Raw genomic sequence first — 22,112 nt, forward strand, 5'->3', positions numbered from 1 at the left:
TCCGTGCACTTCCAACTCACCGATGACCAACGGGCCTTGAAGGCCGGCGTGCGCGAGCTGCTGGCGCGGCGCTTCGGGAGCGAGGTGCTGCGGGCCGCGGTGGACGGCGGCGGCCTGGACCGCGCGCTGTGGCGGGAGCTCGGTGCGGCCGGGTTCTTCGCCCTGCGGCTGCCGGAGGCCGACGGCGGAGTCGGACTCGGCCTTCCGGAGGCGGTGTTGGCCTTCGAGGAGGCCGGCCGGGCGCTGCTGCCCGGGCCGCTGGTCGCCACGCATCTGGCGGCCGGGACCGTGGCCGGCGCGGCGACCGGCGAGAGCGTCGTCACGGCCGTCCACGGCGGACTCGTGGAGTGGCTGGAGGCGGCGGACGTCGTACGCGGTGACATCGCCGGAGCGGCCCCGCTGCGGTCGGTGGACCCGCTGACCCCGCTGCACCGCGTGCCCCGCCCGGCCGCCGCGGACAGCGCCGATCCCGTTGCCGTGCTCCTCACCGCCGCCGAGCAGCTGGGCGGTGCGGCCCGCAGCTGCGAGCTGGCCGTGCAACACGCCCGGGCGCGCGAGCAGTTCGGACAGCCGATCGGGGCCTTCCAGGCGGTCAAGTACCTGTGCGCGCAGCTGCTGGTGCGGGTGGAGGTGGCGCGCGCGGCCGTCTACGCGGCCGCGGTGACCGCCGACCCGCTGGACATCGCCGCCGCCCGGCTGCTCGCCGACGAGGCCGCCGTACGCGGTGCCCGGGACTGCCTCCAGGTGCACGGCGGCATGGGCTTCACCTGGGAGTCCGAGGTGCATCTGCAGCTGAAACGGGCCTGGGTGCGTACACATCGTGCCGGAGAGGCAACACAGAGTGAGGAACTGTTGGCCGGGAATCTGCTGTCCGGATCGGGCCAGTGAGGCCCTGTGCAGGGGCCGGTAAGGGAAGTGCCCGGACGGATGTCGCGGATTGTGGCATACCGGAATTACGGAGCGTTGATATCGGGTTGTGTCCTACGTGTGACTTGTCACGGCCTGGAGTCGGCGCCGTGCTCCGGTACCTTGTGTGGGATGCGAGTGGTTCTGAGGCTGGACCATCCCGGTGGCGCCCACGAGGCGACGCCGGATCCGGCGATGCGTGCCGCTCGCAGGGCAGGACGGACCCCCGACCCTGCCTGTTCGACTCCCCGTAATGAGCGTCGCACAGTATGCCGTACGCGTACTCCTTCGCGCTGGAATATGCCCGAAGCGCTTGTTGGGGTGACTGTACGTCAACCATGCTGTCTCTCAAGGGAATCACGTTCCGTGACCCTGGTTCTGGCCATGCAGGCGATGGCCACGATCGTGGCCCTGGTGAGGCGCGAGGCGATGTGTCCGCCGGTTCGGATGGTGTGAGCGGTGCAGGTGCTTCAAGTGCAGCTGGAGATCCGGCCCGACCCCGCGGAAGTGGGGCGCGCCCGGAGGTGGGCCCGCTCGCGGCTCGCGGGGTCCGGGATAGGAGCCGACGAGCCGCTCGCCGAGACGCTGATCCTGCTCGTCTCCGAGCTGGTCACCAACGCGGTGGTGCACACCGGCTGTCCGGCCGTGCTGCGCCTCCAACTGCAGGGCGTGCGGGACGACTCCTCCGGTGCGCCCTCGGGCACGGTCCGCCTGGAGGTGGCCGACTCCAGTGACTGCCCTCCGGCGCCCCGGCACGCGCAGGGCGACGAGACCAACGGCCGCGGGCTCGAGCTGGTCGACGGTCTCGCCGACCGCTGGGGCTGGACCCCCGAGGGTCGCGGCAAGCGCATCTGGTGCGAGGTCGACCGCTGTACGTCGCCGGGTGTCACGCGGGCGGCCGCGTACCCGGCGTACGACGGACTCGCGTACGAGGCCGTGTAGCGGGCGGTGCCCCGGGTGGGACGGACCCCGTACGACCGGGGTCCGCTGACGCCACCGGCGTGGCTGGACGCGCCGGTTGCGGAGCGGTGCCGTGCATACATGCACGGGTTTCCGTTTCCGCGGCGTGAACCAAGGCCGAATGCGCCGTGCAGTGCTTCCATACGCGCCGTCACAAAGAGGGCTTACGTGATGAATCCCCGATCGGGTGTTGACGTGACGTGTCCGTTTGATCACGCTTGTGGACAGCGATTCGCCGCGAGGGGACGACGAGGGTTCCGGTGACGGGAGCCCTCGGCGAGTGCGGTTCGCGATTCGGCGTCGGCTCCTGAAGGGCCAAGAGGGAGCAGGACGGGGTACGCCGGAGGCGGATGGCGGCGCGCGGTGCCGTGCTCGGGGCGGGCAGTGGCGCGCCGCCAGCCGATTCTTGCCGAGTGGCCCCTGGAGTGGACCTCCTGGTGGTCGCTACAGCACGGCGACCGGAGCCACCGGGGTTCCCGTGCCGCCCACGAAGGGCTCGGGCATCGCCGACAGCAGGAAGCTGTAGCGCTTTTCTTCTCCACAGGCTGTGGACAATTCTTCGAGATTCCAGTTCTGGCCCTGCAACATCCCCATTTCGACCAGATCGAGCGCGTGCACAGGAAGCCACAAATTCTCTATTTCCGGAGGAAATATCTCAAAGGTGAGAGTGTCATTGGCGACCGCGGCGACATCGCGCGCGTGGAACCACTCGGGAGTGCGCACGGAGAGGCCCGGTGACGGGTAGCCGTACGCGTGCTTGTCGCCCGCCAGAAGGACCTGGAGCTGCCCGGTCCGCACCAGGACGATGTCGCCTGCGCGCACGCGCGTGCCCGCCAGTTCCTCGGCCGCGTCGAGGTCCTCGGGGGTCACGGCATGGCCGCCGTCGAGCCGGTGCTCGCCCCGTGCGCGCGCGACGTCGAGCAGGACGCCGCGCGAGACGATGTGCCGGGCCTTGTCGATCCCACTGAACTCGGCGCCGCCGTGGGCCGTGACGGTGCCGGCCGGACGGCCGTTGTAGAGCCTTCCCGAGTGGGAGACGTGGGTGAGCGCGTCCCAGTGAGTGGCCGCCTGGAGCCCCATGGTCACGGCGTCGTCGCTGCACGCGACGGTGCCGGGCCCGAACAGCTCCTGATTGATCTGCACCATCACGTGCAGGGGATTGACCCGCCCGGGGATCATCCCGGTCTGGACGCCGTCCTGCTGGAGGGGCAGCGCGAGGGGGACCCGGCGTCCGGTGCGGATGCCGGCGGCAGCCTCGCGCACCACCTCGTCGGTGATGAGGTTCAGGGTCCCGATCTCGTCGTCGGCCCCCCAACGCCCCCAGTTGTTCACGCGCTTGGCGATGTCGTGGAACTCGGCCGGCAGTGACATGAGTCCTCCCCGGGGCTTGTCTCCAGGTATCTGACGGGTCATAGAATCTAACGGACCGTCAGAAACCACGGGAAGGGGCCGGGCGTGGGGAACTTCTTGGCAGGCAAGGTCATCGCCGTGACGGGGGCGGGGCGGGGGATAGGCCGCGCCGTCGCGCTCGCCGCGGCGGCCGAAGGGGCACGCGTCGTCGTCAACGACTACGGGGTGTCCATCGAGGGCGCCGAGCCGACCAGTTCGATCGCCGACGCGGTGGTGAAGGAGATCGAGGCGGCGGGCGGGGACGCGGTCGCGGTGGCCGACGACATCTCGACGATGGCGGGCGGGCAGCGGGTGGTCGACGCGGCCCTGACGTCGTACGGGCGGATCGACGGAGTCGTGTGCGTGGCGGGGATCCTGCGCGAGCGGATGCTCTTCAACATGTCCGAGCAGGAGTGGGATCCGGTGGTCGCCACGCATCTGAAGGGCACGTTCACCGTCTTCCGCGCGGCCTCGGCCGTGATGCGCAAGCAGGGCTCCGGCACCCTGATCGGCTTCACCAGCGGCAACCACCAGGGGTCCGTCGCACAGGCCAACTACAGTGCGGCCAAGGGCGGGATCATCTCGCTGGTCCGCAGCGCGGCGCTGGGTCTGCACAAGTACGGGGTCACGGCGAACGCGGTCGCGCCGGTCGCGCGTACCCGGATGTCCGCCAACGTCCCGATGGAGCTGGCCGAGATCGGTGAGCCGGAGGACGTGGCCGCGCTGGTCGTGTACCTCCTGTCCGAGCGCGCCCGGGAGGAGCGGATCACCGGGCAGGTCTATACGATCGCCGGCCCCAAGATCGCGGTCTGGGCCCAGCCGAGGGAGCTGCGGGCCGGTTACGCCGAGGGCTCCTGGACGCCGGAGAAGATCGCCGACTTCCTCCCGGGGACGGTCGGCGTGGACCCGATGCCGCTGCTGGAACGGGTGGAGGCGATGGCGCGGGCGGCGGCGGAGAAGGGGCGCCCGAACGCCTAGTCCCGCGGTTGCCGTCGCGGGCGGGCATTTTCCGGCGGCGGGGTGGCGGGGTGGCGGGGTCGCGGTGGCTGTCGCGGGCGCCGGGGTCGTCGTCCCGCCTCCGTCGGCTGTCAGGGGCCGCCGCGCACCGGACCCGGTGGCCCGCCCCGCACCGGCCCGAGCGCCGTCGGGCAGCAGATGTGAGCGTGAACCCAGCCAACGTAAGGCGGTCACCGTGGAGTTCGGGTTCGGAGCAGAGGACGAGGCCTTCCGGGAAGAGGTGCGCGCCTGGCTCGCTGCGCGTCCCGAAGGGACGCCGTCCCGCCGGGCGTGGGAGCGGGAGCTGGGCGCGGCCGGCTGGATCGGCCTCGGCTGGAGCGAGGACGGCTACGGCAACCGGACCGCGAGCCTGACCCAACAGGTTGTCTGGGCGGAGGAGTACGCCCGCGCCAAGGCCCCCACCCGCACCGGCCACATCGGCGAGAACCTCCTCGCGCCCACGCTGCTGGCCCACGGCACCCCCGCGCAGAAGCAGCGGTTCCTGCCTCCCGTCGCGCGCGGCGAGGAACTCTGGTGCCAGGGCTACAGCGAACCGGGCGCGGGCTCGGACCTGGCCGGCGTCCGTACAACCGCCGTACTGGACAGTGGACTTGAGTCCTCGGGCTCGTACCGCGTCACCGGACAGAAGATCTGGACCTCCCTCGCGCGCGAGGCGGACTGGTGCTTCGTCCTCGCCCGTACGCGGCCCGGCTCGACCCGCCACCACGGCCTGACGTTCCTCCTGGTCCCCATGGACCAGCCGGGCCGCATCGAGGTCCGCCCGATCCGGCAGCTCACCGGGACCAGCGAGTTCAACGAGGTCTTCTTCGACGGCGCGGTGGCGCGCGCCGAGCATGTCGTCGGCGGCGAGGGGAACGGCTGGCGCGTGGCGATGAGCCTCCTCGGCTTCGAGCGGGGTGTCTCGACGCTGGCCCAACAGATCGGGTTCGCCGAGGAGTTGGGGCGCGTGATCGAAACGGCCGTCGCCACGGGCGCGGTCGCCGATCCCGTCGTACGGGACCAACTCGTACAGCAGTGGGCTCAGCTGCGCGCGATGCGCTGGAACGCCCTGCGCACCCTGGGGGGCGCGGGCGACCTCGAGGGCGCTCCGAGCGTGGCCAAGCTGTTGTGGGGCCGGTGGCATCAGCGGCTCGGCGAGCTGGCCATGCGGGTGCGCGGGGCCGCGGCGGCGGTCGGGCCCACGGACTGGTCGCCGTCCGCACCGTACGAACTCGACGCGTTCCAGCACCTGTTCCTCTTCGGCCGGGCCGACACCATCTACGGCGGTTCGGACGAGATCCAGCGCACGATCATCGCCGAGCGGGTGCTCGGCCTGCCGAAGGAGCCCAGGGGATGACCACGGGACAGCCAGGGACCAGAGGGGAGCCGGCGCGATGCGAGGTGTGATCTTCGACGGGAAGCAGACCCGGGTCGTGGACGATCTGGAGATACGGGATCCAGGACCCGGCGAGGTGCTGGTCGCGATCTCCGCGGCCGGGCTCTGCCACAGCGATCTGTCAGTGGTGGACGGGACCATACCTTTCCCCGTTCCCGTGGTGCTCGGACACGAGGGCGCGGGTGTCGTGGAGGCGGTCGGCGCGGGCGTCGTCCATGTCCGGCCGGGTGACCATGTCGCGCTCTCCACGCTCGCCAACTGCGGTGCGTGCGCGCAGTGCGACCGGGGGCGGCCGACCATGTGCCGCAAGGCGATCGGGATGCCGCAGCAGCCGTTCAGCCGGGAGGGCCGCACGCTCTACCAGTTCGCGTCCAACTCGGCCTTCGCGGAACGCACGGTGGTGAAGGCGGTGCAGGCGGTCAAGATCCCCAAGGACATTCCGCTGCCGTCGGCCGCGCTGATCGGATGCGGTGTGCTGACCGGTGTGGGCGCCGTGCTGAACCGGGCGCGGGTGGACCACGGGGACCGTGTGCTGGTCATCGGGACGGGCGGCATCGGGCTCAACGTCATCCAGGGCGCGCGGCTCGCGGGCGCCCTGACGATCGTGGCGGTGGACGCGAACCCGGCGAAGGAGGCGGTGGCCCGCCAGTTCGGCGCCACGCACTTCCTCACGTCGACGGAGGGGGTGCGGGACATCCTGCCCACCGGGGCCGACCACGCCTTCGAGTGCGTCGGCCGTGTCGAACTCGTCCGCCAGGCCGTCGATCTGCTCGACCGGCACGGCCAGGCGATCCTCCTGGGTGTCCCGCCGGCGACCGCCGAGGCGTCCTTCCTCGTCTCCTCGATGTACCTGGACAAGTCGATCCTCGGCTGCCGCTACGGCTCCTCGCGACCGCAGCGGGACATCGCCCTGTACGCCGAGCTGTACCGGGACGGACGGCTGCTGCTCGACGAGCTGGTGACCGAGACGTATCCGATCGAGGACTTCGAGAAGGCGGCGGACGACGCGCATCAGGGGAGGGTGGCGCGGGCGGTGCTGACGTTCTAGAGCGCACGGTCCCCGGGTCCTCGGGGGCACGGAGGACGTGGTTGTCCACAGGGCGGGAAATCTCCTGGGGCACTGTCGGTGGCGTCCCCTAACGTCGTCGCATGAGTTATCGAGACATCGCCTCCAAGCAGGTGCTGACCTGGGCCGTCGTGGCCGTCGGCGCTCGGATGCCGGTGGCCATGGCGCCGTTGGCCCTGGTCTTCCTGGCCCGCGAGCGCCCGGGTGGCTATGCGCTGGGAGCGATCCTCGCGGCCGCGTACGTCGTCGGCGAGATCGTCGGCGCACCGCTGCTGGGGATGCGCATGCGGCCCGAGCGGGCCAGGGCGCAGATGGCGGTGGGGCTCGCCGCCGGTGCCGTCGCCTTCGCGGTTCTCGGCGCGTTTCCGGGCGCGCACGCGGTGGTTCTCGCCGCGTTCGCGTTCCTCGCCGGCGCCGCGCCCGCCGCGACCCCGGGCGGCCTGCGCACGCTGCTCACCGGCATCGTCCCGCAGAGTGCCGTCGCCCAGGCGCTCTCGGCCGAGTCGATGCTGATATCCGGGATATGGGCGCTGTCCCCGGCCGCGGTCACCGGCCTCGCGCTCGGCCTCGCCCCCAGGCTCCCGCTGCTGCTCGCCGCCGCCCTGATGGGCGCGTCCGTCGCGGGCCTGTGGCTGCTGCCGGCGGGCTGGGAGGCGGACGTGACGGACCGCGGCGGTGTCTCGATGCCGCGCATCCTGGCCCGCGCCTGGCCGGCGTACGTCATGGGCGCCGCGAGTCTCTCGCTGCTCGCCCTCGCCGAACTCGTCCTGCCCGCCCTGCTGGAGCAGCGCGCCATCGGCGTCGGCTGGTCGGGGCCGCTGCTCACCGGGTTCGCGCTCGGCTCCGGCCTGGGCGCGTTCGTGTACGGGCTGCGCTCCTGGCCGGGGCGGCTGCGCACCCGGAGCGTGGTGCTGATGTGCGGGGTCTCGGCCTGCGTGGCGCTGGTCGCGCTGATACCGGCCACCGGCTGGATCGCGACCGCCCTCGTCGTCGCGGGCGTGCTCCAGGCCGGCGCGATGCTCACCCGCAATCTGTCCCTGCGCGAAGCGCTTCCGCCGAGTGCGCTGGCCGCCGGCTATTCGGTGATGTACGCGGCCGTCGGTGTGGGGTACGCGGCGACGGGCTCGCTCGCCGGCGCCCTGCTGCACTTCGTCGCGCCCTCCACGGCGATCCTCGCCGGGGTCGGACTGACGCTGCTGCTCACGGCGGTGGGTGCGGTGGGGGAGAGCCACCGCACCTCGGGCGGCGGATCGCCCTCAACTCACGCTTCCGGCACGGGAGTCGCCGCGGTGGCCGGCGGCACCGGCCCGGGTGCCGTTCCCGGCCCGGAAGGTGCGCCGGTAAGCGGTGGGGGTGACGCCGAGGCCGGCCTGTAGGTGCTGGCGCATCGACTGGGCGGTGCCGAAGCCGGCGTCCCGGGCCACCTGGTCTATCGACAGGTCGCTGGACTCCAGCAGGTGCCGGGCCCGTTCGACGCGCTGCTGGGTGAGCCACTGCCCGGGGCTGATGCCGGCCTCCTCCCGGAAGCGGCGCGTGAAGGTGCGTACGGACATGGCCTCCTGCTCGGCCATGTCGCGCAGCTGGATCGGTTCGTGCAGGCGGCCCAGCGCCCAGGCGCGGGCGGCGGTGGTGGTCGCCACCTGCGGCTCGGGCACCGGCCGGTGGATGTACTGCGCCTGTCCGCCGTCGCGGTGCGGGGGTACGACGGTGCGGCGGGCCACGTCGTTGGCGACGCCGGTGCCGTGGTCACGGCGTACGAGATGGATGCACAGGTCGATCCCGGCGGCGACGCCGGCGGAGGTGAGGACGTCGCCGTCGTCGACGAAGAGGACGTCCGGGTCCACCTTGATCTTCGGGAAGAGCCGCTGGAAGTGCTCGGCGGAGGCCCAGTGGGTGGTGGCGGGGCGGCCGTCGAGATAGCCGGCGGCGGCGAGCACGTATCCGCCGGTGCAGATGGAGACGAGCCGGGTGCCGGGCCGGATGTGGGCGAGGGCGGCGGCCAGCTCGGGGGTGAGGACGCCCTCCTCGTGGACGGGGCCGAGTTCGTACGAGGCGGGTACGACGACGGTGTCGGCGGTGGCCAGCGTCTCCGGCCCGCTGCGGACGAGTACGGCGAAGTCGGCGTCCGTGTCGACCGGGCCCGGCGGGCGGATCGAGCAGGTCACGACCTCGTACAGCATGTTTCCCTCGGCGTCCCTGGCGCGTCCGAAGATCCGCTGCGGGATGCCGAGCTCGAAGGGCAGCAGCCCGTCGAGGGCGAGCACGACGACGCGGTGCCGGCGGGGGGCGGTTTCCGAAGGGCGGGTCATGGCCCGATTCTAGCGAATGCTGTCCTTCCGGCCACTCGTTCGCGGAAGCCGCAGGCCCGAGGCTCTATGACGTGACCCAGACAACCGAAGCCATCACCGCCGGAGAGGCAGCCGGACCCGCGCCGTCCCGTCGCGTACGTGTCCACCGCGCGTGGTTCGTCGCCGCCGTGGCCTTCGTGACGATCATCGGGGCGGCCGCCTTCCGCTCGCTGCCGAGCCTGCTGTTCGACCCGCTGCAGGACGAGTTCCACTGGTCGCGCGGCACGATCGGGGCGGCGGTCTCGATCAACCTCGTGCTGTACGGGCTCACCGCGCCGTTCGCCGCCGCGCTGATGGACCGCTTCGGCATCCGCCGGGTGGTCGCGGTCGCCCTGATGGTGATCGCGATCGGCTCCGGACTGACCGTCTGGATGACGGCGGCCTGGCAACTGCTGCTCTGCTGGGGCCTGTTGGTGGGAATCGGTTCGGGCTCGATGGCGCTCGCCTTCGCGGCGACGGTCACCAACCGCTGGTTCACCGCGCGCCGCGGCCTGGTCACCGGCCTGCTCACCGCCGCCTCCGCCTCGGGTCAGCTGATCTTCCTTCCCGTCCTCTCCTGGATCGTGACGCACCACAGCTGGCGCCCCGCCGCCGTGACGGTGGCCCTCGCCGCCCTCGCGGTCGTCCCCTTCGTCTGGCTGCTGCTGCGCGACCACCCGGCGGACGTGGGCCTGAAGCCGTACGGGGCAACGGAGTTCGTGCCGAAGCCCGCGCCGGCGCAGGGGGCCGCCCGCCGGACGCTGAAGGTGCTGTCCTCCGCCGTCCGCACCGGGCCCTTCTGGCTGCTGGCCGGTTCCTTCGCGATCTGCGGGGCGTCGACCAACGGCCTGGTCCAGACCCACTTCGTGCCCGCGGCCCACGACCACGGGATGCCGATCACGGCTGCTGCCTCGCTGCTCGCGGTCATCGGCGTCTTCGACGTGGTCGGCACGGTGGCCTCCGGCTGGTTCACCGACCGCTTCGAACCGCGCCGGCTGCTGGCGGTCTACTACGCGCTGCGCGGCATCTCGCTCCTGTTCCTGCCGATGCTGCTGGTCACGCCGTCGGTGCATCCCCCGATGATCTTCTTCATCGTCTTCTACGGCCTCGACTGGGTCGCCACCGTGCCGCCCACCATCGCCCTGTGCCGCGAGCTGTACGGCGAGGACAGCGCCATCGTCTTCGGCTGGGTCCTCGCCTCCCACCAGGTCGGTGCCGCCCTCGTCGCCTTCCTCGGCGGTGTCGCGCGCGACACCTTCGGCGAGTACGACGTGGTCTGGTACGCCAGCGGGGCGCTGTGCGCGGTGGCGGCGCTGATGGTGCTGGTGATCCGGCGGCGGCCGGTGCGGGTGGGCGCCGCCCTGGCCTGAGGCGGCCCGGGGTCCGGAGGGGCGCCGGAGGAGACGCCCCCGGGACCCCGGAGGAACGCTAGAGGAAGCGTCCCCGGTGGAAGAGCAGGGGCGCCGCGTCGTCGGCGGACGTGCCGAGCGCGTCCACCCGGCCCACCACGATGAGGTGGTCGCCGCCCGTGTGGACGGCGTGGATCGTGCAGTCGATCCAGGCGAGGGCGCCCGCCAGCCGGGGGGAGCCGGAGGCGGGTGCGGCGTCGTACACGACGCCGGCGAACTTGTCCGAGCCGCTCACCGCGAAGCCCCGGCACAGCTCGCCCTGGTGCGCTCCCAGCACGTTCACGCAGAAGACGCCCGCACGGGCGATCCGCGGCCAGGTCGTCGACGTACGGCCGACCATGAACGCGATCAGCGGCGGGTCGAGGGAGAGCGACGAGAAGGACTGACAGGCGAAGCCGGCGGGGGTGCCGGGTGCGTCCGTGTCTTCGGCTCCGGGGGCGGCTGCCGGTGCGGTGATCACGGTGACGCCCGTCGCGAAGCTGCCCATCACCCGCCGGAACTCGCCCTGGTCGAGGGGTGCTCGCTCGTCGTCGCCGACCGCGCGCAACTCCGGTCGCGGCAACGCCTCGACGGGCCCCGCGACGGTGGGGGCCCCGGCCGACCTGAGATACCGGACGGCGGCGGCCGCCATCCCTGCGTGTCCCATCACATCCCCCATTGAAGCTGACGGGGCGTCAGCTGGGAAGGGGTCGGGCGCTCGGAGCCGGCACGGGGCCCTTGCCGCGGGCGTCCGGCGGCCTGCGCGTATGTTCGCCCCATGGGGTGGGCAGACAAGGTGCGCCGGCGCCGGCGTGAGGGGTTGAACCGGGCGGACAGCGACGTCAACGGGGCCGCCGCGGTCTGGGCCGCGCAGCTTCCGGTGTTCCTAGCGATCTACGTCGTCTCGACCTTCGACGACAATCCCTACGGCTCGGGGTACGGGGGCGCGTTCGGCCTGATGTGCGTGCTGGTGTTCGCGCCGCCGGTCCTCGCCGTCGGCGGTGTGCTGCACGCCGTCACGCACGCGATGCCCGCCGCCGTGCTCGCCCGTCTCGTGGTACGACGCGCGGGTGGCCCCGAGTGGGCCTGGCACCTGGTGTTCGTCCTCGTGCTCGGTGCGGGGTGGGCTGCGGCCGGTGTCGTACTCGTGCACTGGTCGTTCACCGGCGCGGCCACGCTGATCGTGGGAGCGGGCGTGCTGCCCGCGCTGGGCATCGCCCACGTCCGCCGACGGGCCCGGCTCACCGGGACGGCGATGCGCGGCCGGAGCATCTGGCTCCGCTCGGCGCTCGGTGCCGTCTGCCTGGGAGTTCTGGTCCTCGTCACGGGCTCGGTGGCCGTCGCCACGGGCCTCATCGACGCGTACGAGCCTCCGCGACTGTCCGCCGATCGGCTGGCCGGAGTCTGGAACGGCGACGACGGCGCCGAACTGCGGCTCCGGCCGGGGGGACGAGCCGAACTCACCGCGGTGCCCGCACAACCTGAGTCCGAGTACGACGGGACCAGGGACTTCCTGCTGTGCGACGGGACAGGCAGCTGGCTCCTCGACCGGGACGGCGACCGGGAGGACGCGGGGGACGGCGACCGCGAGGGGGACGCCGAGGTGCCGGACGGTGTCGCCGTCCGCCTCGGCGGCTGCGGTGACGAGACGTTCTGGACGATCGGCGGCACGGCGGACAGGCCGGAGCTCTACGTCCGCTTCGGGGACCCGGACGACGGGGATCTGCGCGTCCTGACTCAGCGTCCCCGGTAGTGCGGGCTCCTGCGTTCCACGAAGCTGCTGACGCCTTCGTCGGCGTCCGACGTCGTCATGTTGATCTCCTGGGCGGCGGCCTCGGCGGCGAAGGCGGTGGTGCGGTCGGTGTCGAGGGAGGCGTTGACCAGCTGCTTGGTGAGGGCGAGGGCACGGGTCGGTCCGGTCGCGAGGCGCTCGGACCACGCCCGGGCCGTCTTCTCCAGGTCCTCCGGGGGGACGACGCGATTGACGAGCCCGAGCCGTTCGGCCTCCGGGGCGGTCAGCGCGTCGCCGAAGAACATCAGCTCCTTCGCCCGCTGCGGCCCGACCAGGCGCGGGAGCAGATAGGCGCCGCCGCCGTCCGGGACCAGACCGCGGCGCACGAACACCTCGATGAACTTGGCGGATTCGGCCGCGAGGACCAGATCGCAGGCGAACGCGAGATGGGCGCCGATACCGGCCGCGGTGCCGTTCACCGCGGCGATCACCGGCTTCTCGCAGTCCAGGACGGCGGAGATCAGGCGCTGGGCGCCGAGACGGATGGTGCGGGCGACGTCTCCGGGCACGCGGGCGCCGGGGCCGGCGGGGGGTGCGGAGGCTGGGCCGCCGGTTCCCGTGCCGGTGGCGGAGGCGGTTCCCGTGCCGGTGCCGGTGCCGGTGCCGGTGCCTGTGGCGGTTCCCGTGCCGGTGCCGGTGCCGGTGCCGGTGGCGCGGTTGCCGGGTGCGGGTGCGCTGCGGAGGTCCGCGCCCGCGCAGAAGCCGCGGCCCGTCGCCGTGATGACGACCGCGCGTACGCCGGGGTCGGCGGACGCCTCCGCGAGCAGGGCGATCACCCGTTCCCGCTGGTCCCAGGTGACGGCGTTCATCGCCTCCGGCCGGTTCAGGGTGATCCACGAGACGGCGTTGTCAGTGGCGTGCAGTACCAATGAGTCGAGGGATTTCTCCGGGGCCTGGGGGACAGGGCCCGGAGAGCCGTCGGGGGACTCACGGGGGGAGTCGGACATGGGGATGCTCCGTTTCGTACGGGGAGTGGGGTGGCTGCTGTGGGCCCGGCTGCGCCGGCTACCGGCACACCGCCAGCGCGTCCAGAGCCACCGCGCCCTGCCCCCGGGGCAGCACCATCAGCGGGTTGATGTCCAACTCCGCCATGTCGTCGCCGAGTTCCAGGGCCATCCGCTGCACCCGGAGGATCACCTCGACCAGCGCGTCCACGTCCACCGGCGGCCCCCCGCGCACCCCGTCGAGAAGCGGCCGCCCCCGCAGCTCGTCCAGCATGCCGCGCGCCTGGTCCTCGCCGAACGGCGGTACGCGCACGGCCACGTCGCGCAACACCTCGACGAGGACGCCACCGAGCCCGACGGTCACGGTCGGCCCGAAGAGCGGGTCATGGGTGACGCCCACGACCATCTCGACGCCCCGCTCGACCATCTGGCACACCAGCACCCCGTCGAGCGAGATCCCTTCGTAGCGCGCGATGTCGGTGAGCTCCCGGTAGGCGTCCCTGACCTGGCTCGCGGAGGTCAGCTCCACCTTCACCAGGCCGAGTTCGGTCTTGTGGGCGATCTGCGCGCCCGACGCCTTCATCACGACGGGGTAGCCGACCTGGCTCGCCGCCCGTACGGCCGCCGCCGCGCTGGTCACCAACTGCTCGCGCGGCACGCGGATGCCGTACGCCCGCAGCAGCTGTTTCGCGGCGTGCTCGCTCAGCTGGTGGCCGGGCCGCATCAGCGCCTGCGCCTTGCGGAAGGAGGGCGAGGGCAGACGGGGCGCCTCGTCGAAGGGGGAGCGGTAGGCGGCGACGAACCGGTGGTGCTCCAGATAGGCGCGGACGGCCGTGATGCAGTTGGCGAACGTCCGGAAGGTGGCGACCCGCGACGACCCGAGCAGCGTCTCGCGGTACGCGGACTCCGTGCCGACCGGCGAGCCCCACACCACGCACACCAGCTTGTCCGTCTGTTCCGCCGCGTCCACCAGATCCTGCGCGAGCTTGTCGCTCATCGGCGGGAAAGGGCCGGTGATGGGGCAGATCAGCACCCCGACCGCAGGGTCGGCGAGAATCGCGTCGATGATCTTCCGGCCGCGCCAGTCGCCCACCGGGTGACCCCCGTTGTCGACGGGATTGGCGACGTTCAGGTACTCCGGGATCCACTCGTGCAGCTCCGCCTGCTTGGCGGCGGACAGCGTGGGCAGCGACAGCCCGGCCCCGGTCGCCAGATCCGAGAAGTGCGCGCCCGTGCCGCCCGAGATCGAATAGACGACGACCCCGTCGGCCCGCGGGGCGCGAGCCCGGGCCAACAGGGCCGCGGTGTCCTGGAGTTCGTCGAGTCCGTCCACGCGGATCACGCCGTACTGCCGCATCGCCGCGTCCACCACCGAGTCCGCGCCGGTCAGTTTGCCGGTGTGTGAGGCGGCGGTGCGGGCGCCGGTCTCGGTGCGGCCGACCTTCACCGCGACGACCGGCACCCCGCGCCGGGCGGCCCGGTCGGCGGCGAGCAGAAAGGAGCGGCCGTCCTTCATCCCCTCGACGTAACAGGCGATGGCACCGACCTCGGGCCGCTCGGAGAAGTAGGAGATGAAGTCGGCGGTCTCCAGATCGGCCTCGTTGCCGGTCGGTGCCCAGTGGGAGAGGCGGATGCCCAGTTCCTGGAGGGCGAACACCGGCCGGCCCTGGTGCCCGGACTGGGTGATGAGGGCGATCGCGGGCCCGTCGAGATCGTCACGGAACTTCTCGAAGGCGTTGAGATTGGTGTTCGGGCCGAGCAGTCGCAGCCCGGACCGGGCGACGGCGCCGGCCAGCCGGGCCTGGGCGGCAGCGCCCTCCGCCCCGGTCTCGGCGAACCCGGAGGCGAAGGCGACGGCGAACTTCACCTTGGCCTCGGCCAGTTCCTCGATCACGGGAAGGGGGTCGGCGACCAGGAGCACGGCCAGATCCACCTGCTCGGGCAGGTCGGCGACGGAGGGGGAGCAGGGGATGCCGAAGACCGACTGACGGGTGGGGTGCACGGGGTGCAGCCGCGCGCCGACCCGCTCGGCCCACGCGACCAGCTGCCGGGTGATCCCGGTGTTCGGCCGGCCCTCGGCGTCCGAGGCGCCGATCACGGCGACGGACTCGGGACGGAAGAAGCGGTCGAGATCGGGTACGGGGGCGTACAGCGGACGGCCGCTGACGTCCAGGTCGTCGACCTCGGCGGGCCTGCCGTGGACGACCGGTGAGGGTTGCTCGCCGCAGGCGATGACCCGGGCCCGGCGGGAGTCGGTGGTGAGGGTGCCGTGGGTTGATCCAAGCATCGGTCCGCCCGCTCCTGTGTGACAGCCAATTAACTGACGCAGTGTCAGATTACTTAACTGACGCCGTGTCAGGAACCGTTGTGCACGCAAAGGCTGTGCGCGAGGCGGGTGTTCGTGGCTTCCCAGCGCCGACGCCCGGTTCTCGGCGGAGGCGTCCAGCGGCCGCCCGCAGTCTCAGGTGTACCCGTGAGAGCGGTGGCCTGACCCTCCGGCGTCCGCTGAGATCGGGGGCCTTCACGTGCCCGACTTCCTGCTACCGACCGCATCGGGACCAGTGGTCGTGGAGGTGGAGCCGGCTCATCCTCCGGACGCTCCGGTACCTCCGTTGCGGCGGCGGCCGGCCGTGTTGGGCGCCCGGACGCCTTCGCTCACGAGGTGCCGCCGCCCTCGGTGCACAGCGCGTTGTCGATCAGGGCGGCGGCCGCGTTCTCCTGGGCCAGGATGTGCTCCGCGGTGTCGCCGCGCGCCTCGGACATGGAGACCACGGCGCTTTGCCGGCCGTCGTCGGTGACACCGTTGAGGGTGATGTAGCCGCCGTCCCCGCCCTCATGGCTCCAGTAGGTTCCTCCGCAGGTCAGGGGGCGTTCGACCAGGCCGAGCCCGTATCGGCCGCCGGGCCACAGCTGTTGGACCTCCGCGCTCACGGGGACGGTCTGCTTCATCTCGGCGAGCTGCCGCGGCGGCAGCAGCCGGCCCGCGAGCAGCGCGCGGAGGAAGCGGTTCTCGTCCCGCGTGGTCGTGGCGAACGAGGTCTCGTGGTCCACCGCGACCTGATCGGTGACGTCCACCAGGGAGCCGGGGCCGAAAAGCTGGTAGGCCCGGGCGTGCGGCCGGGGCAGAGTGGAGGAGGTGCCGGTCCATCGGGTCCGGTCGAGGCCGAGCGGGCGCAGGACGCGGTCTTCGATCTCCTGGTGGGCGGGGCGACCGGTGACCCGCTGGATGATCATGCCGAGCGCGACGTAGCCGGGGTTGGAGTACGCCCAGCCCTCGCCGGGCGGGAAGTCCGGCGCGTAGGCCATGGCGCGGGCCACCAACTGCTCGGGGCTGTAGACGTCGTGGCGCTGCTGGTAGTACTCCTCCGCCGTGGTGTATCCGGGCCCGGCGTTGTGGATGCCGCTGGTGTGCTGGAGCAGCCGGCGGATGGTGATCCGGCCGCCGTCGTTGCCGTTGCCCCGCACCACTCCGGGCAGCCAGTGGTCGACGGTGTCGTCCAGGGACAGCCCGCCCTCGGCCTCCAGTTGGAGGACCACGGTGGCGACCAGCGTCTTGGCCGTGCTGGCCATGCGGAAGTAGCCGTCGGATGAGACCGGATGGCCGGTGCGCAGGTCGGCCGTGCCGCTGGTGGCGACGGACTGCCGTCCGTCAGGTGCGACCGCGCGGGCCTGTACGCCGCTGACACCGAGGGCGTGGATCGCCTCGGTGTCCCGGCGCAACTGGTCCCCGGCGGAGTCACCCGCGGGCCGGGCCACGGCGGTGGCCGTCTCGGCGGCGAGCAGCACGGCGGTGGCCAGTACCACGGCGAGGCGCGTGCGCGAAGTCGAAGGCATGGCCAAACGCTAGGTCCGCACCGGGGCGGAGGCGATCCGGTGCACCCCAGGATCGGGAGGGGGATATCCCCCGGCACGAGCTCGACGGGTGCCGCATCGCTGACAGCAGGAGGGTGTCGAGGTGGCGGCGCCCGCGGGCGAGGCCCAAGACGAACGGCCCGGGCGCCGAAGCCCCGGGCGCCGAAGAGATGGTGACCGTCGTGGGAGGAACGTTTCTCAGTCGGCGGCGCGGGTTCGGGCCGCCTCGCGGGACACGGCCTTGGCGATCTTCTCGGCGTCGAGGGCCAGTTCGCGGAACATGCCGCTGATCGGGTTGGTGAAGCCGGTGAAGTACAGGCCGGGCGCGTCCTTCGGGGTGTGCGCGCCGTGCACGACGGGACGTCCCCGCTCGTCCAGTACGCCGAGGTGCCCGACGATGCCCTCCAGCGCGCGGACGTAACCGGTCGCGGCGATCACGGCGTCCGGGCCCACCCGGCTCCCGTCGGCGAGGACGACCTTGCCGTCCTCGAAGGAGTCGACGGCGGCGACGATCTCGACCTTGCCCTTGCGCACAGCGTCGATGAGGCCCACGTCCTGGACCGGGATCGACCCCTCGTTCACCCGGGAGTAGAGGCCGGTGTCGGGGCGGGGCAGCCCCTGGGCGGAGAGGTCGGGGACGCTCAGCCTGGCCATCGGCCCGGCGAGGCGGTCGACGACGCCGACCGGCAGTCGTCGTACGACGATGCCCGTGAACTGGGCGGCCCAGCCGGCCGTCGAGCGGCGCACGATGTGCGGCGCCGTGCGCACCGCGAGCCGGACCCGCGAGGCGCCACCCTCGACCAGGTCGACGGCGATCTCCGCGCCCGTGTTGCCGACGCCGACGACGAGTACGTCGCGGCCGGTGTAGGGGGCCGGGTTGCGGTAGTCGCCGGCGTGCAGGAGTTCGCCGGTGTAGCTGTCGCGGCCGGGCCAGTCGGGGACGTGGGGCGTGTGGTTGTAGCCGGTGGCGACGACCACCGCTCTGCCGGTCAGCTCGCGGCCGCCGGTGGCGTGCAGCAGCCAGTCGTCGCCGGACCGTTCGACGCGGGAGACCTCGACGCCGGTGACGATCTCCAGCTCGTGGTGCTCGGCGTACTTCTCCAGGTAGCGCACCACGTCGTCCCGCGACACCCAGCGCCCGAAGGAGCGTGGCATCGGCAGTCCGGGCAGGGCGGACAGCCGCCGTGTGGTGTGCAGCCGCAGCCGGTCGTAGTGGCGCCGCCAGGACGCGCCGACCTTGTCGGACCTCTCCAGTACGACAGCCCGTACGCCCCTGGAACGCAGCGCGTACGCCACGGCGAGTCCGCCCGGGCCGCCACCGATCACGTACACGGGGCGGTCTTCGTGGGACGGCACCACGCGGGGTGTCGAGGAGGAAGTCGAATGGGCCATGAGCTGAGCGTAATCACACCATCACTTGATGGGTCTCGGTCAAGACCGGAATCGGTTGCGAATCGATCACGGCTGTAGGAGGGATGGGTGGAGCCCGTGACGTAGGTCACTTGGTTGTGGCGGTGGCGTGCGGACGGGGCAACCGGGCGCGTACGACGCGGAGTCGGCCCTGGTGCGCGGGCCGGGCCGGTCTCGTACGCCTCCTGCGTCGACACCCTCGCCGCGTACGGAGTCTGCCCTGACGTGTGGGCCGGTTCCGCCTCGTACGCCTCTTGCGCCGGCGCCCTCCGTGCGCTGAACTGACGTACCGTCAGAAACTGATTCGAAGGCGTGGGCATCCATGGACACGATCTGGCTCACCGGCGCGGAATGGCTCGCCGTGCTCCGTATCGGCCTCGGACTGTGGTGGCTGGAGAGCTGGCGGCACAAGGACAAGAAAGCCTGGTTCGAGCGGGGGACCGGGATCGCGTGGGCGGCGGACGTCGCCGGAAAGCACCGCTGGAACGCCGTCCGCAGCGGCTTCGACGTGATGGTCGCACCGCGCCCGCGGACGATGGCGTACGTCGTCGTCTACGCCGAACTCGCCCTGGGCCTGGGCCTGATCGTCGGCTTCCTGACCCCCGTCGCCCTGATCGGAGGTCTGCTCCTCAATCTCCTCTACCTCGTCCTGATGATCCACGACTGGGCCGAGCAGGGGCAGAACTCGATGATGGCGCTGATCTCGGTCGTCGGCCTCTTCGGAATGGCGTGGCAGACGTGGTCGCTGGACAGCGCGATCGGGCTCTTCGGATGAGCGCGCGCTTCGACCTGCCGGAGACCGACGCGTTCACCCGCCCCTACTGGGAGGCGGCCGCCCGGGGCACACTGCTGCTCCGCCACTGCGCCGGCTGCGGACGCGACCATCACTACCCTCGCGAGTTCTGCCCGCACTGCTGGAGCGAGGACGTGGACTGGCGGCCCGCGAGCGGCCTCGCGACCCTCTACACCTGGTCCGTCGTCCACCGCAACGACCTCCCGCCGTTCGGCGGGCGCACACCGTACGTCGCCGCCGTCGTCGATCTCGCCGAGGGGCCGCGGATGATGACGGAGGTCGTGGCGTGCGAGGAGAGCGCGCTGCGGATCGGGATGCCGCTGGAGGTGACGTTCCGGGAGGCCGGGGCGGGGGAGGCGCCAGTGTGGGTGGCGGTGTTCCGGCCCGCCAGGTAGGCCGGAGGTAGGCCGCAGGTGGGCCGGGAGGGGTCGGCGCCGCACCCGTCCCCCGGCCCGGGTGTCACCTGCAAGGGATCGCGGGTTTCAATGGCTGGATGGCCGACGTCCACGAGCAGTACGCCCCCCAGTCCTTCCCCGAGCCGCAGGGCCACGGTCTGCGGCTGCGTCCCTGGAACGCGGAGTCCGACGCCGATGCCAGGGCCTGGCTGCGGGGACTGTCCGATCCGGAGTTCCAGCGGTGGAACACGCCGCTGAAGGCGGTGCGGGACATCGACGACGCGCGGGATTCGCTCCGGGCGCGGGCCGAGAGCGCGGCCGACGGAAGCGGCGTTTCCTTCCGGGTCACGGATGCCGGTACCGGTGCCACGCTCGGCCACATCGGCGTCAACGAGATCGACTACGTCATCCGCGTCGCCCGCGTCGGCTACTGGGTCCTGCCGGAGGCCCGCGGGCAACAGGTCGCGACGCGCGCCCTGCTGCTGGCCGCGCGCTTCGCCTTCAGTGAGCTCGGGCTCCATCGGCTGGAGCTCGGGCACGCGCTCGGTCACGACGTTTCCTGTCGGGTGGCCGAGCGGTGCGGGTTTCTCTGGGAGGGGACGTTGCGGGGGGCGATGTTCGAGGCGGGGCGGAGCGATGTGTTCCGGGACGTCCATCTGCACGCGCGGCTCGCCACGGACCCGGAGCCGGCGACTCCGTGACCGGTGGGGTGTCCGCCGGGGTGGGTTTCGCCCCCCTCCGCCCTGCCCTTCCCGTGCCTGGGGGCTGCGCCCCCGGACCCCCTATCGGCCTGGACGGCCGCGTCCTCCAACGCCGGACGGGCTGGACGGTGCCTCTGTCATGGCCATAGGAGTTCCTTGAGCCAAACCCCGCTCGTGCGGCGGTAGTTGACCCGTACGTGACGTCGGCGGGTGTCTCCCTGGAAGAACTCCGCCTCCTGCGGCTGGAGGCGGTACAGGGTCCAGGTCGGGACGGGGGCGTCCGGTTCGTGCTCGGCGTGGGTCCAGGCGGCGTCCGAGGCGCGCTCCAACTCCTCGTACGAGGGCAGGACTTCGCTCTGGTGGCCGACCAGGGCGGCGGCCAGCGCGCCGGTGGAGCGGGCGTGCAGATCGGCCTGCCCCTCCTGCGCCGGCGCGACGGTGACGGGCCCGCGCAGACGGATCTGGCGGCCCTGCGCGGGCCAGTAGAAGCCGAGCGCGGCGTACGGGCGGCCGGCCAGCTGGCGGCCCTTGCGGCTGGTCGTGTGTGTCGCGAACGACCAGCCGTCCGCGTCCGCGCCGTGCAGCATCACCGTACGGACGTCGGGCAGACCGTCCGCGTCCGCCGTCGCCAGGGACATGGTGTGCGGCTCGGTCTGGCCGGCCGCCACCGCCTCCGCGAACCACCGCACGAACAGCGGCAGCGGTTCGTCGGGGGCGGCGCCCGGATCGAAGGAGGGCAGCTCGGTGTCCCAGACCCGCTGGGACCGCAGCAGGCCGGTGAACTCGGAGGAGGTGTCGGCAGCGCTCATGCCTCGATTCTCCACCGACGACCTTGGACCTGGCCCGATGGCCTCGGCTGTTTTGCCGTGACGGGGCACGGCTGTTTCTGGTGCTGCTCCGCCTGCTCCGCGCGCTCCGTCTGCTCCGGCCTGCTCCGCCTGCTCCGCCCGGAGCAGGGGCCGCCCAGCAGGCACTGCGGGACGGCACCCGGTCCATGGTGGGGCTACCCATACCTCCGGTCCGGGAGTCCGCCTTATCGTGCCGGGGAGCGGACGACGACATCGTTGAACCCAGTTGATCCAGAGGTTCACATGCCCCGTCCGGAAGGAACTCCCACCATGAAGTCGCTGCTCTCGCCGAAGCCGGGGACGGCGTTCGCAGCGCGGGGTTCCGAGGCGAAGGAGGCGGCTCCCGGTCCGCTCGCCTCGTTCGTTCGGTTCGTCGTGTGCGGTGGCGGGGTCGGGCTCCTCTCCAGCGCGGCCGTGGCCCTGCTCGCCGGGCCGCTCGCCTGGGCCGCCGCGAACGCGCTGGTCACCGTCGCCTCCACCCTCCTGTGCACGGAGCTGCACGCGCGCTTCACCTTCGGGGCCGGGCGGCGGGCGGGATGGCGCCAGCACTGGCAGTCCGCGGGATCGGCCTCGGCCGCCTACGCGGTCACCTCGCTGGCCATGTTCGTCCTGCACCTGGTGCAGTCGTCGCCCGGGATGCTGACGGAGCAGGTCGTCTACCTCAGCGCCTCCGGGCTCGCCGGAGTCGGACGCTTCCTGGTGCTGCGGCTGTTCGTCTTCGCCGGCGCCCGGAAGCCGGTCGTGGTTCCGGTGGTGGTTCCGGCCCTGGTGGTGGTCCCGGCCACGGTTGCGATCCCGGCCCCGGTCGCGGCCCCGGTCGCGTTCACGGCCACGGCCACGGCCCCGGTCGCGTTCACGGCCACGGCCACGGCCACGGCCACGGTCCCGGTCCCGGTCCGGGCCCCGGTTTCGGCGAGCAGGCCGAATGCGCGCACGCGGATGCGGACGC

At 72.3% G+C, this 22,112-nt stretch carries 21 protein-coding genes and 1 pseudogene; 12 read left to right on the forward strand and 10 right to left on the reverse strand.

The genetic code is table 11. The features are described from left to right. Window positions 1–3: 3 nt before the first annotated feature. Together ACFWM2_RS12740 and ACFWM2_RS12745 are read left to right on the forward strand one after the other, a co-directional pair. A complete protein-coding gene (locus ACFWM2_RS12740) occupies window positions 4–888 on the forward strand; it encodes an acyl-CoA dehydrogenase family protein (protein ID WP_383278303.1) in 885 nt (294 codons plus the stop codon). 477 nt (window positions 889–1,365) lie between these two features. Continuing rightward, on the forward strand, window positions 1,366–1,848 hold the full coding sequence (locus ACFWM2_RS12745; protein WP_383277207.1) for an ATP-binding protein: 483 nt from the start codon (window positions 1,366–1,368) through the stop codon (window positions 1,846–1,848). A gap of 462 nt (window positions 1,849–2,310) precedes the next feature. Here the strand turns inward: ACFWM2_RS12745 and ACFWM2_RS12750 are convergent, their stop codons facing one another. Next, window positions 2,311–3,237 (reverse strand): cyclase family protein, encoded by a 927-nt coding sequence (locus ACFWM2_RS12750; RefSeq protein WP_383277210.1) that lies wholly within the window; start codon window positions 3,235–3,237, stop codon window positions 2,311–2,313. 84 nt (window positions 3,238–3,321) lie between these two features. Here ACFWM2_RS12750 and ACFWM2_RS12755 point away from each other — a divergent pair, with 84 nt between their 5' ends. From ACFWM2_RS12755 to ACFWM2_RS12770, 4 genes are all read left to right on the forward strand, one after another. Continuing rightward, a complete protein-coding gene (locus ACFWM2_RS12755) occupies window positions 3,322–4,233 on the forward strand; it encodes an SDR family NAD(P)-dependent oxidoreductase (protein WP_383277213.1) in 912 nt (303 codons plus the stop codon). A gap of 214 nt (window positions 4,234–4,447) precedes the next feature. After that, window positions 4,448–5,608, forward strand: a complete 1,161-nt coding sequence (locus tag ACFWM2_RS12760; protein WP_383277216.1) for an acyl-CoA dehydrogenase family protein — start codon at window positions 4,448–4,450, stop codon at window positions 5,606–5,608. Between the two features lie 37 nt (window positions 5,609–5,645). Further along, window positions 5,646–6,695 carry a Zn-dependent alcohol dehydrogenase gene (locus ACFWM2_RS12765; RefSeq protein WP_383277219.1) on the forward strand — a complete coding sequence of 350 codons (1,050 nt, stop codon included), beginning with the start codon at window positions 5,646–5,648 and terminating at the stop codon, window positions 6,693–6,695. A 101-nt stretch (window positions 6,696–6,796) separates the two neighbouring features. Next, window positions 6,797–8,089, forward strand: a complete 1,293-nt coding sequence (locus ACFWM2_RS12770) for an MFS transporter (protein WP_383277222.1) — start codon at window positions 6,797–6,799, stop codon at window positions 8,087–8,089. Here the strand turns inward: ACFWM2_RS12770 and ACFWM2_RS12775 are convergent. Then, entirely contained in the window at window positions 7,970–9,022 is a 1,053-nt protein-coding gene (locus tag ACFWM2_RS12775) for a GlxA family transcriptional regulator (RefSeq protein WP_383277225.1), read from the reverse strand. The genes ACFWM2_RS12770 and ACFWM2_RS12775 overlap by 120 nt on opposite strands. Window positions 9,023–9,093: 71 nt before the next feature. Here ACFWM2_RS12775 and ACFWM2_RS12780 point away from each other — a divergent pair, with 71 nt between their 5' ends. Then, on the forward strand, window positions 9,094–10,410 hold the full coding sequence (locus ACFWM2_RS12780) for an MFS transporter (protein WP_383277228.1): 1,317 nt from the start codon (window positions 9,094–9,096) through the stop codon (window positions 10,408–10,410). Window positions 10,411–10,468: 58 nt separating this feature from the next. Here ACFWM2_RS12780 and ACFWM2_RS12785 read toward each other — a convergent pair whose 3' ends face one another. Continuing rightward, window positions 10,469–11,095 carry a flavin reductase family protein gene (locus ACFWM2_RS12785; RefSeq protein WP_383277231.1) on the reverse strand — a complete coding sequence of 209 codons (627 nt, stop codon included), beginning with the start codon at window positions 11,093–11,095 and terminating at the stop codon, window positions 10,469–10,471. 111 nt (window positions 11,096–11,206) lie between these two features. On the opposite strand from ACFWM2_RS12785, the gene ACFWM2_RS12790 reads away from it, so the two are divergent. Further along, window positions 11,207–12,181, forward strand: coding sequence for a hypothetical protein (locus ACFWM2_RS12790; RefSeq protein ID WP_383277234.1), 975 nt, complete (start codon window positions 11,207–11,209; stop codon window positions 12,179–12,181). Here ACFWM2_RS12790 and ACFWM2_RS12795 read toward each other — a convergent pair. The 4 genes from ACFWM2_RS12795 to ACFWM2_RS12810 all read right to left on the reverse strand — a co-directional run bounded on the left by ACFWM2_RS12795 (window position 12,166) and on the right by ACFWM2_RS12810 (window position 18,408). Further along, window positions 12,166–13,167 (reverse strand): enoyl-CoA hydratase/isomerase family protein, encoded by a 1,002-nt coding sequence (locus ACFWM2_RS12795; protein WP_383277237.1) that lies wholly within the window; start codon window positions 13,165–13,167, stop codon window positions 12,166–12,168. The two genes, ACFWM2_RS12790 and ACFWM2_RS12795, sit on opposite strands and share 16 nt — an antisense overlap. 58 nt (window positions 13,168–13,225) lie before the next feature. Continuing rightward, window positions 13,226–15,451 carry an acetate--CoA ligase family protein gene (locus tag ACFWM2_RS12800; RefSeq protein ID WP_383277240.1) on the reverse strand — a complete coding sequence of 742 codons (2,226 nt, stop codon included), beginning with the start codon at window positions 15,449–15,451 and terminating at the stop codon, window positions 13,226–13,228. Window positions 15,452–15,819: 368 nt separating this feature from the next. After that, window positions 15,820–16,998, reverse strand: coding sequence for a serine hydrolase domain-containing protein (locus tag ACFWM2_RS12805; RefSeq protein WP_383277243.1), 1,179 nt, complete (start codon window positions 16,996–16,998; stop codon window positions 15,820–15,822). Window positions 16,999–17,214: 216 nt separating this feature from the next. Then, entirely contained in the window at window positions 17,215–18,408 is a 1,194-nt protein-coding gene (locus ACFWM2_RS12810) for a flavin-containing monooxygenase (protein WP_383277246.1), read from the reverse strand. A 340-nt stretch (window positions 18,409–18,748) separates the two neighbouring features. Here ACFWM2_RS12810 and ACFWM2_RS12815 point away from each other — a divergent pair, with 340 nt between their 5' ends. The 3 genes from ACFWM2_RS12815 (at window position 18,749) to ACFWM2_RS12825 (ending at window position 20,315) form a co-directional block, all read left to right on the forward strand. Beyond that, on the forward strand, window positions 18,749–19,201 hold the full coding sequence (locus ACFWM2_RS12815) for a DoxX family protein (RefSeq protein ID WP_383277249.1): 453 nt from the start codon (window positions 18,749–18,751) through the stop codon (window positions 19,199–19,201). Continuing rightward, window positions 19,198–19,614, forward strand: a complete 417-nt coding sequence (locus ACFWM2_RS12820) for a Zn-ribbon domain-containing OB-fold protein (protein WP_383277252.1) — start codon at window positions 19,198–19,200, stop codon at window positions 19,612–19,614. The genes ACFWM2_RS12815 and ACFWM2_RS12820 overlap by 4 nt, the downstream gene beginning before the upstream one ends. A gap of 98 nt (window positions 19,615–19,712) precedes the next feature. Beyond that, window positions 19,713–20,315 (forward strand): GNAT family N-acetyltransferase, encoded by a 603-nt coding sequence (locus ACFWM2_RS12825; protein WP_383277255.1) that lies wholly within the window; start codon window positions 19,713–19,715, stop codon window positions 20,313–20,315. Window positions 20,316–20,452: 137 nt separating this feature from the next. Here the strand turns inward: ACFWM2_RS12825 and ACFWM2_RS12830 are convergent, their stop codons facing one another. Both ACFWM2_RS12830 and ACFWM2_RS12835 read right to left on the reverse strand, forming a co-directional pair. Next, window positions 20,453–21,124 carry a pyridoxal 5'-phosphate synthase gene (locus ACFWM2_RS12830; RefSeq protein WP_383277258.1) on the reverse strand — a complete coding sequence of 224 codons (672 nt, stop codon included), beginning with the start codon at window positions 21,122–21,124 and terminating at the stop codon, window positions 20,453–20,455. Window positions 21,125–21,402: 278 nt separating this feature from the next. After that, the gene (locus ACFWM2_RS12835; protein ID WP_383278355.1) at window positions 21,403–21,630 is read right to left on the reverse strand and encodes a hypothetical protein; all 228 of its coding nucleotides are present in this window, start codon (window positions 21,628–21,630) and stop codon (window positions 21,403–21,405) included. On the opposite strand from ACFWM2_RS12835, the pseudogene ACFWM2_RS12840 reads away from it, so the two are divergent. Then, window positions 21,539–21,895, forward strand: a pseudogene (locus tag ACFWM2_RS12840) (GtrA family protein); the annotation flags it as partial. The gene ACFWM2_RS12835 and the pseudogene ACFWM2_RS12840 sit on opposite strands and share 92 nt — an antisense overlap. Here ACFWM2_RS12840 and ACFWM2_RS12845 read toward each other — a convergent pair. Then, window positions 21,820–22,098 (reverse strand): hypothetical protein, encoded by a 279-nt coding sequence (locus ACFWM2_RS12845; RefSeq protein WP_383278358.1) that lies wholly within the window; start codon window positions 22,096–22,098, stop codon window positions 21,820–21,822. The pseudogene ACFWM2_RS12840 and the gene ACFWM2_RS12845 sit on opposite strands and share 76 nt — an antisense overlap. Window positions 22,099–22,112 lie beyond the last annotated feature (14 nt).

Origin of the sequence: Streptomyces sp. NPDC058371 (genome assembly GCF_042723265.1) — a bacterium.
In the GTDB taxonomy this organism is placed as follows: Bacteria; Actinomycetota; Actinomycetes; order Streptomycetales; family Streptomycetaceae; genus Streptomyces.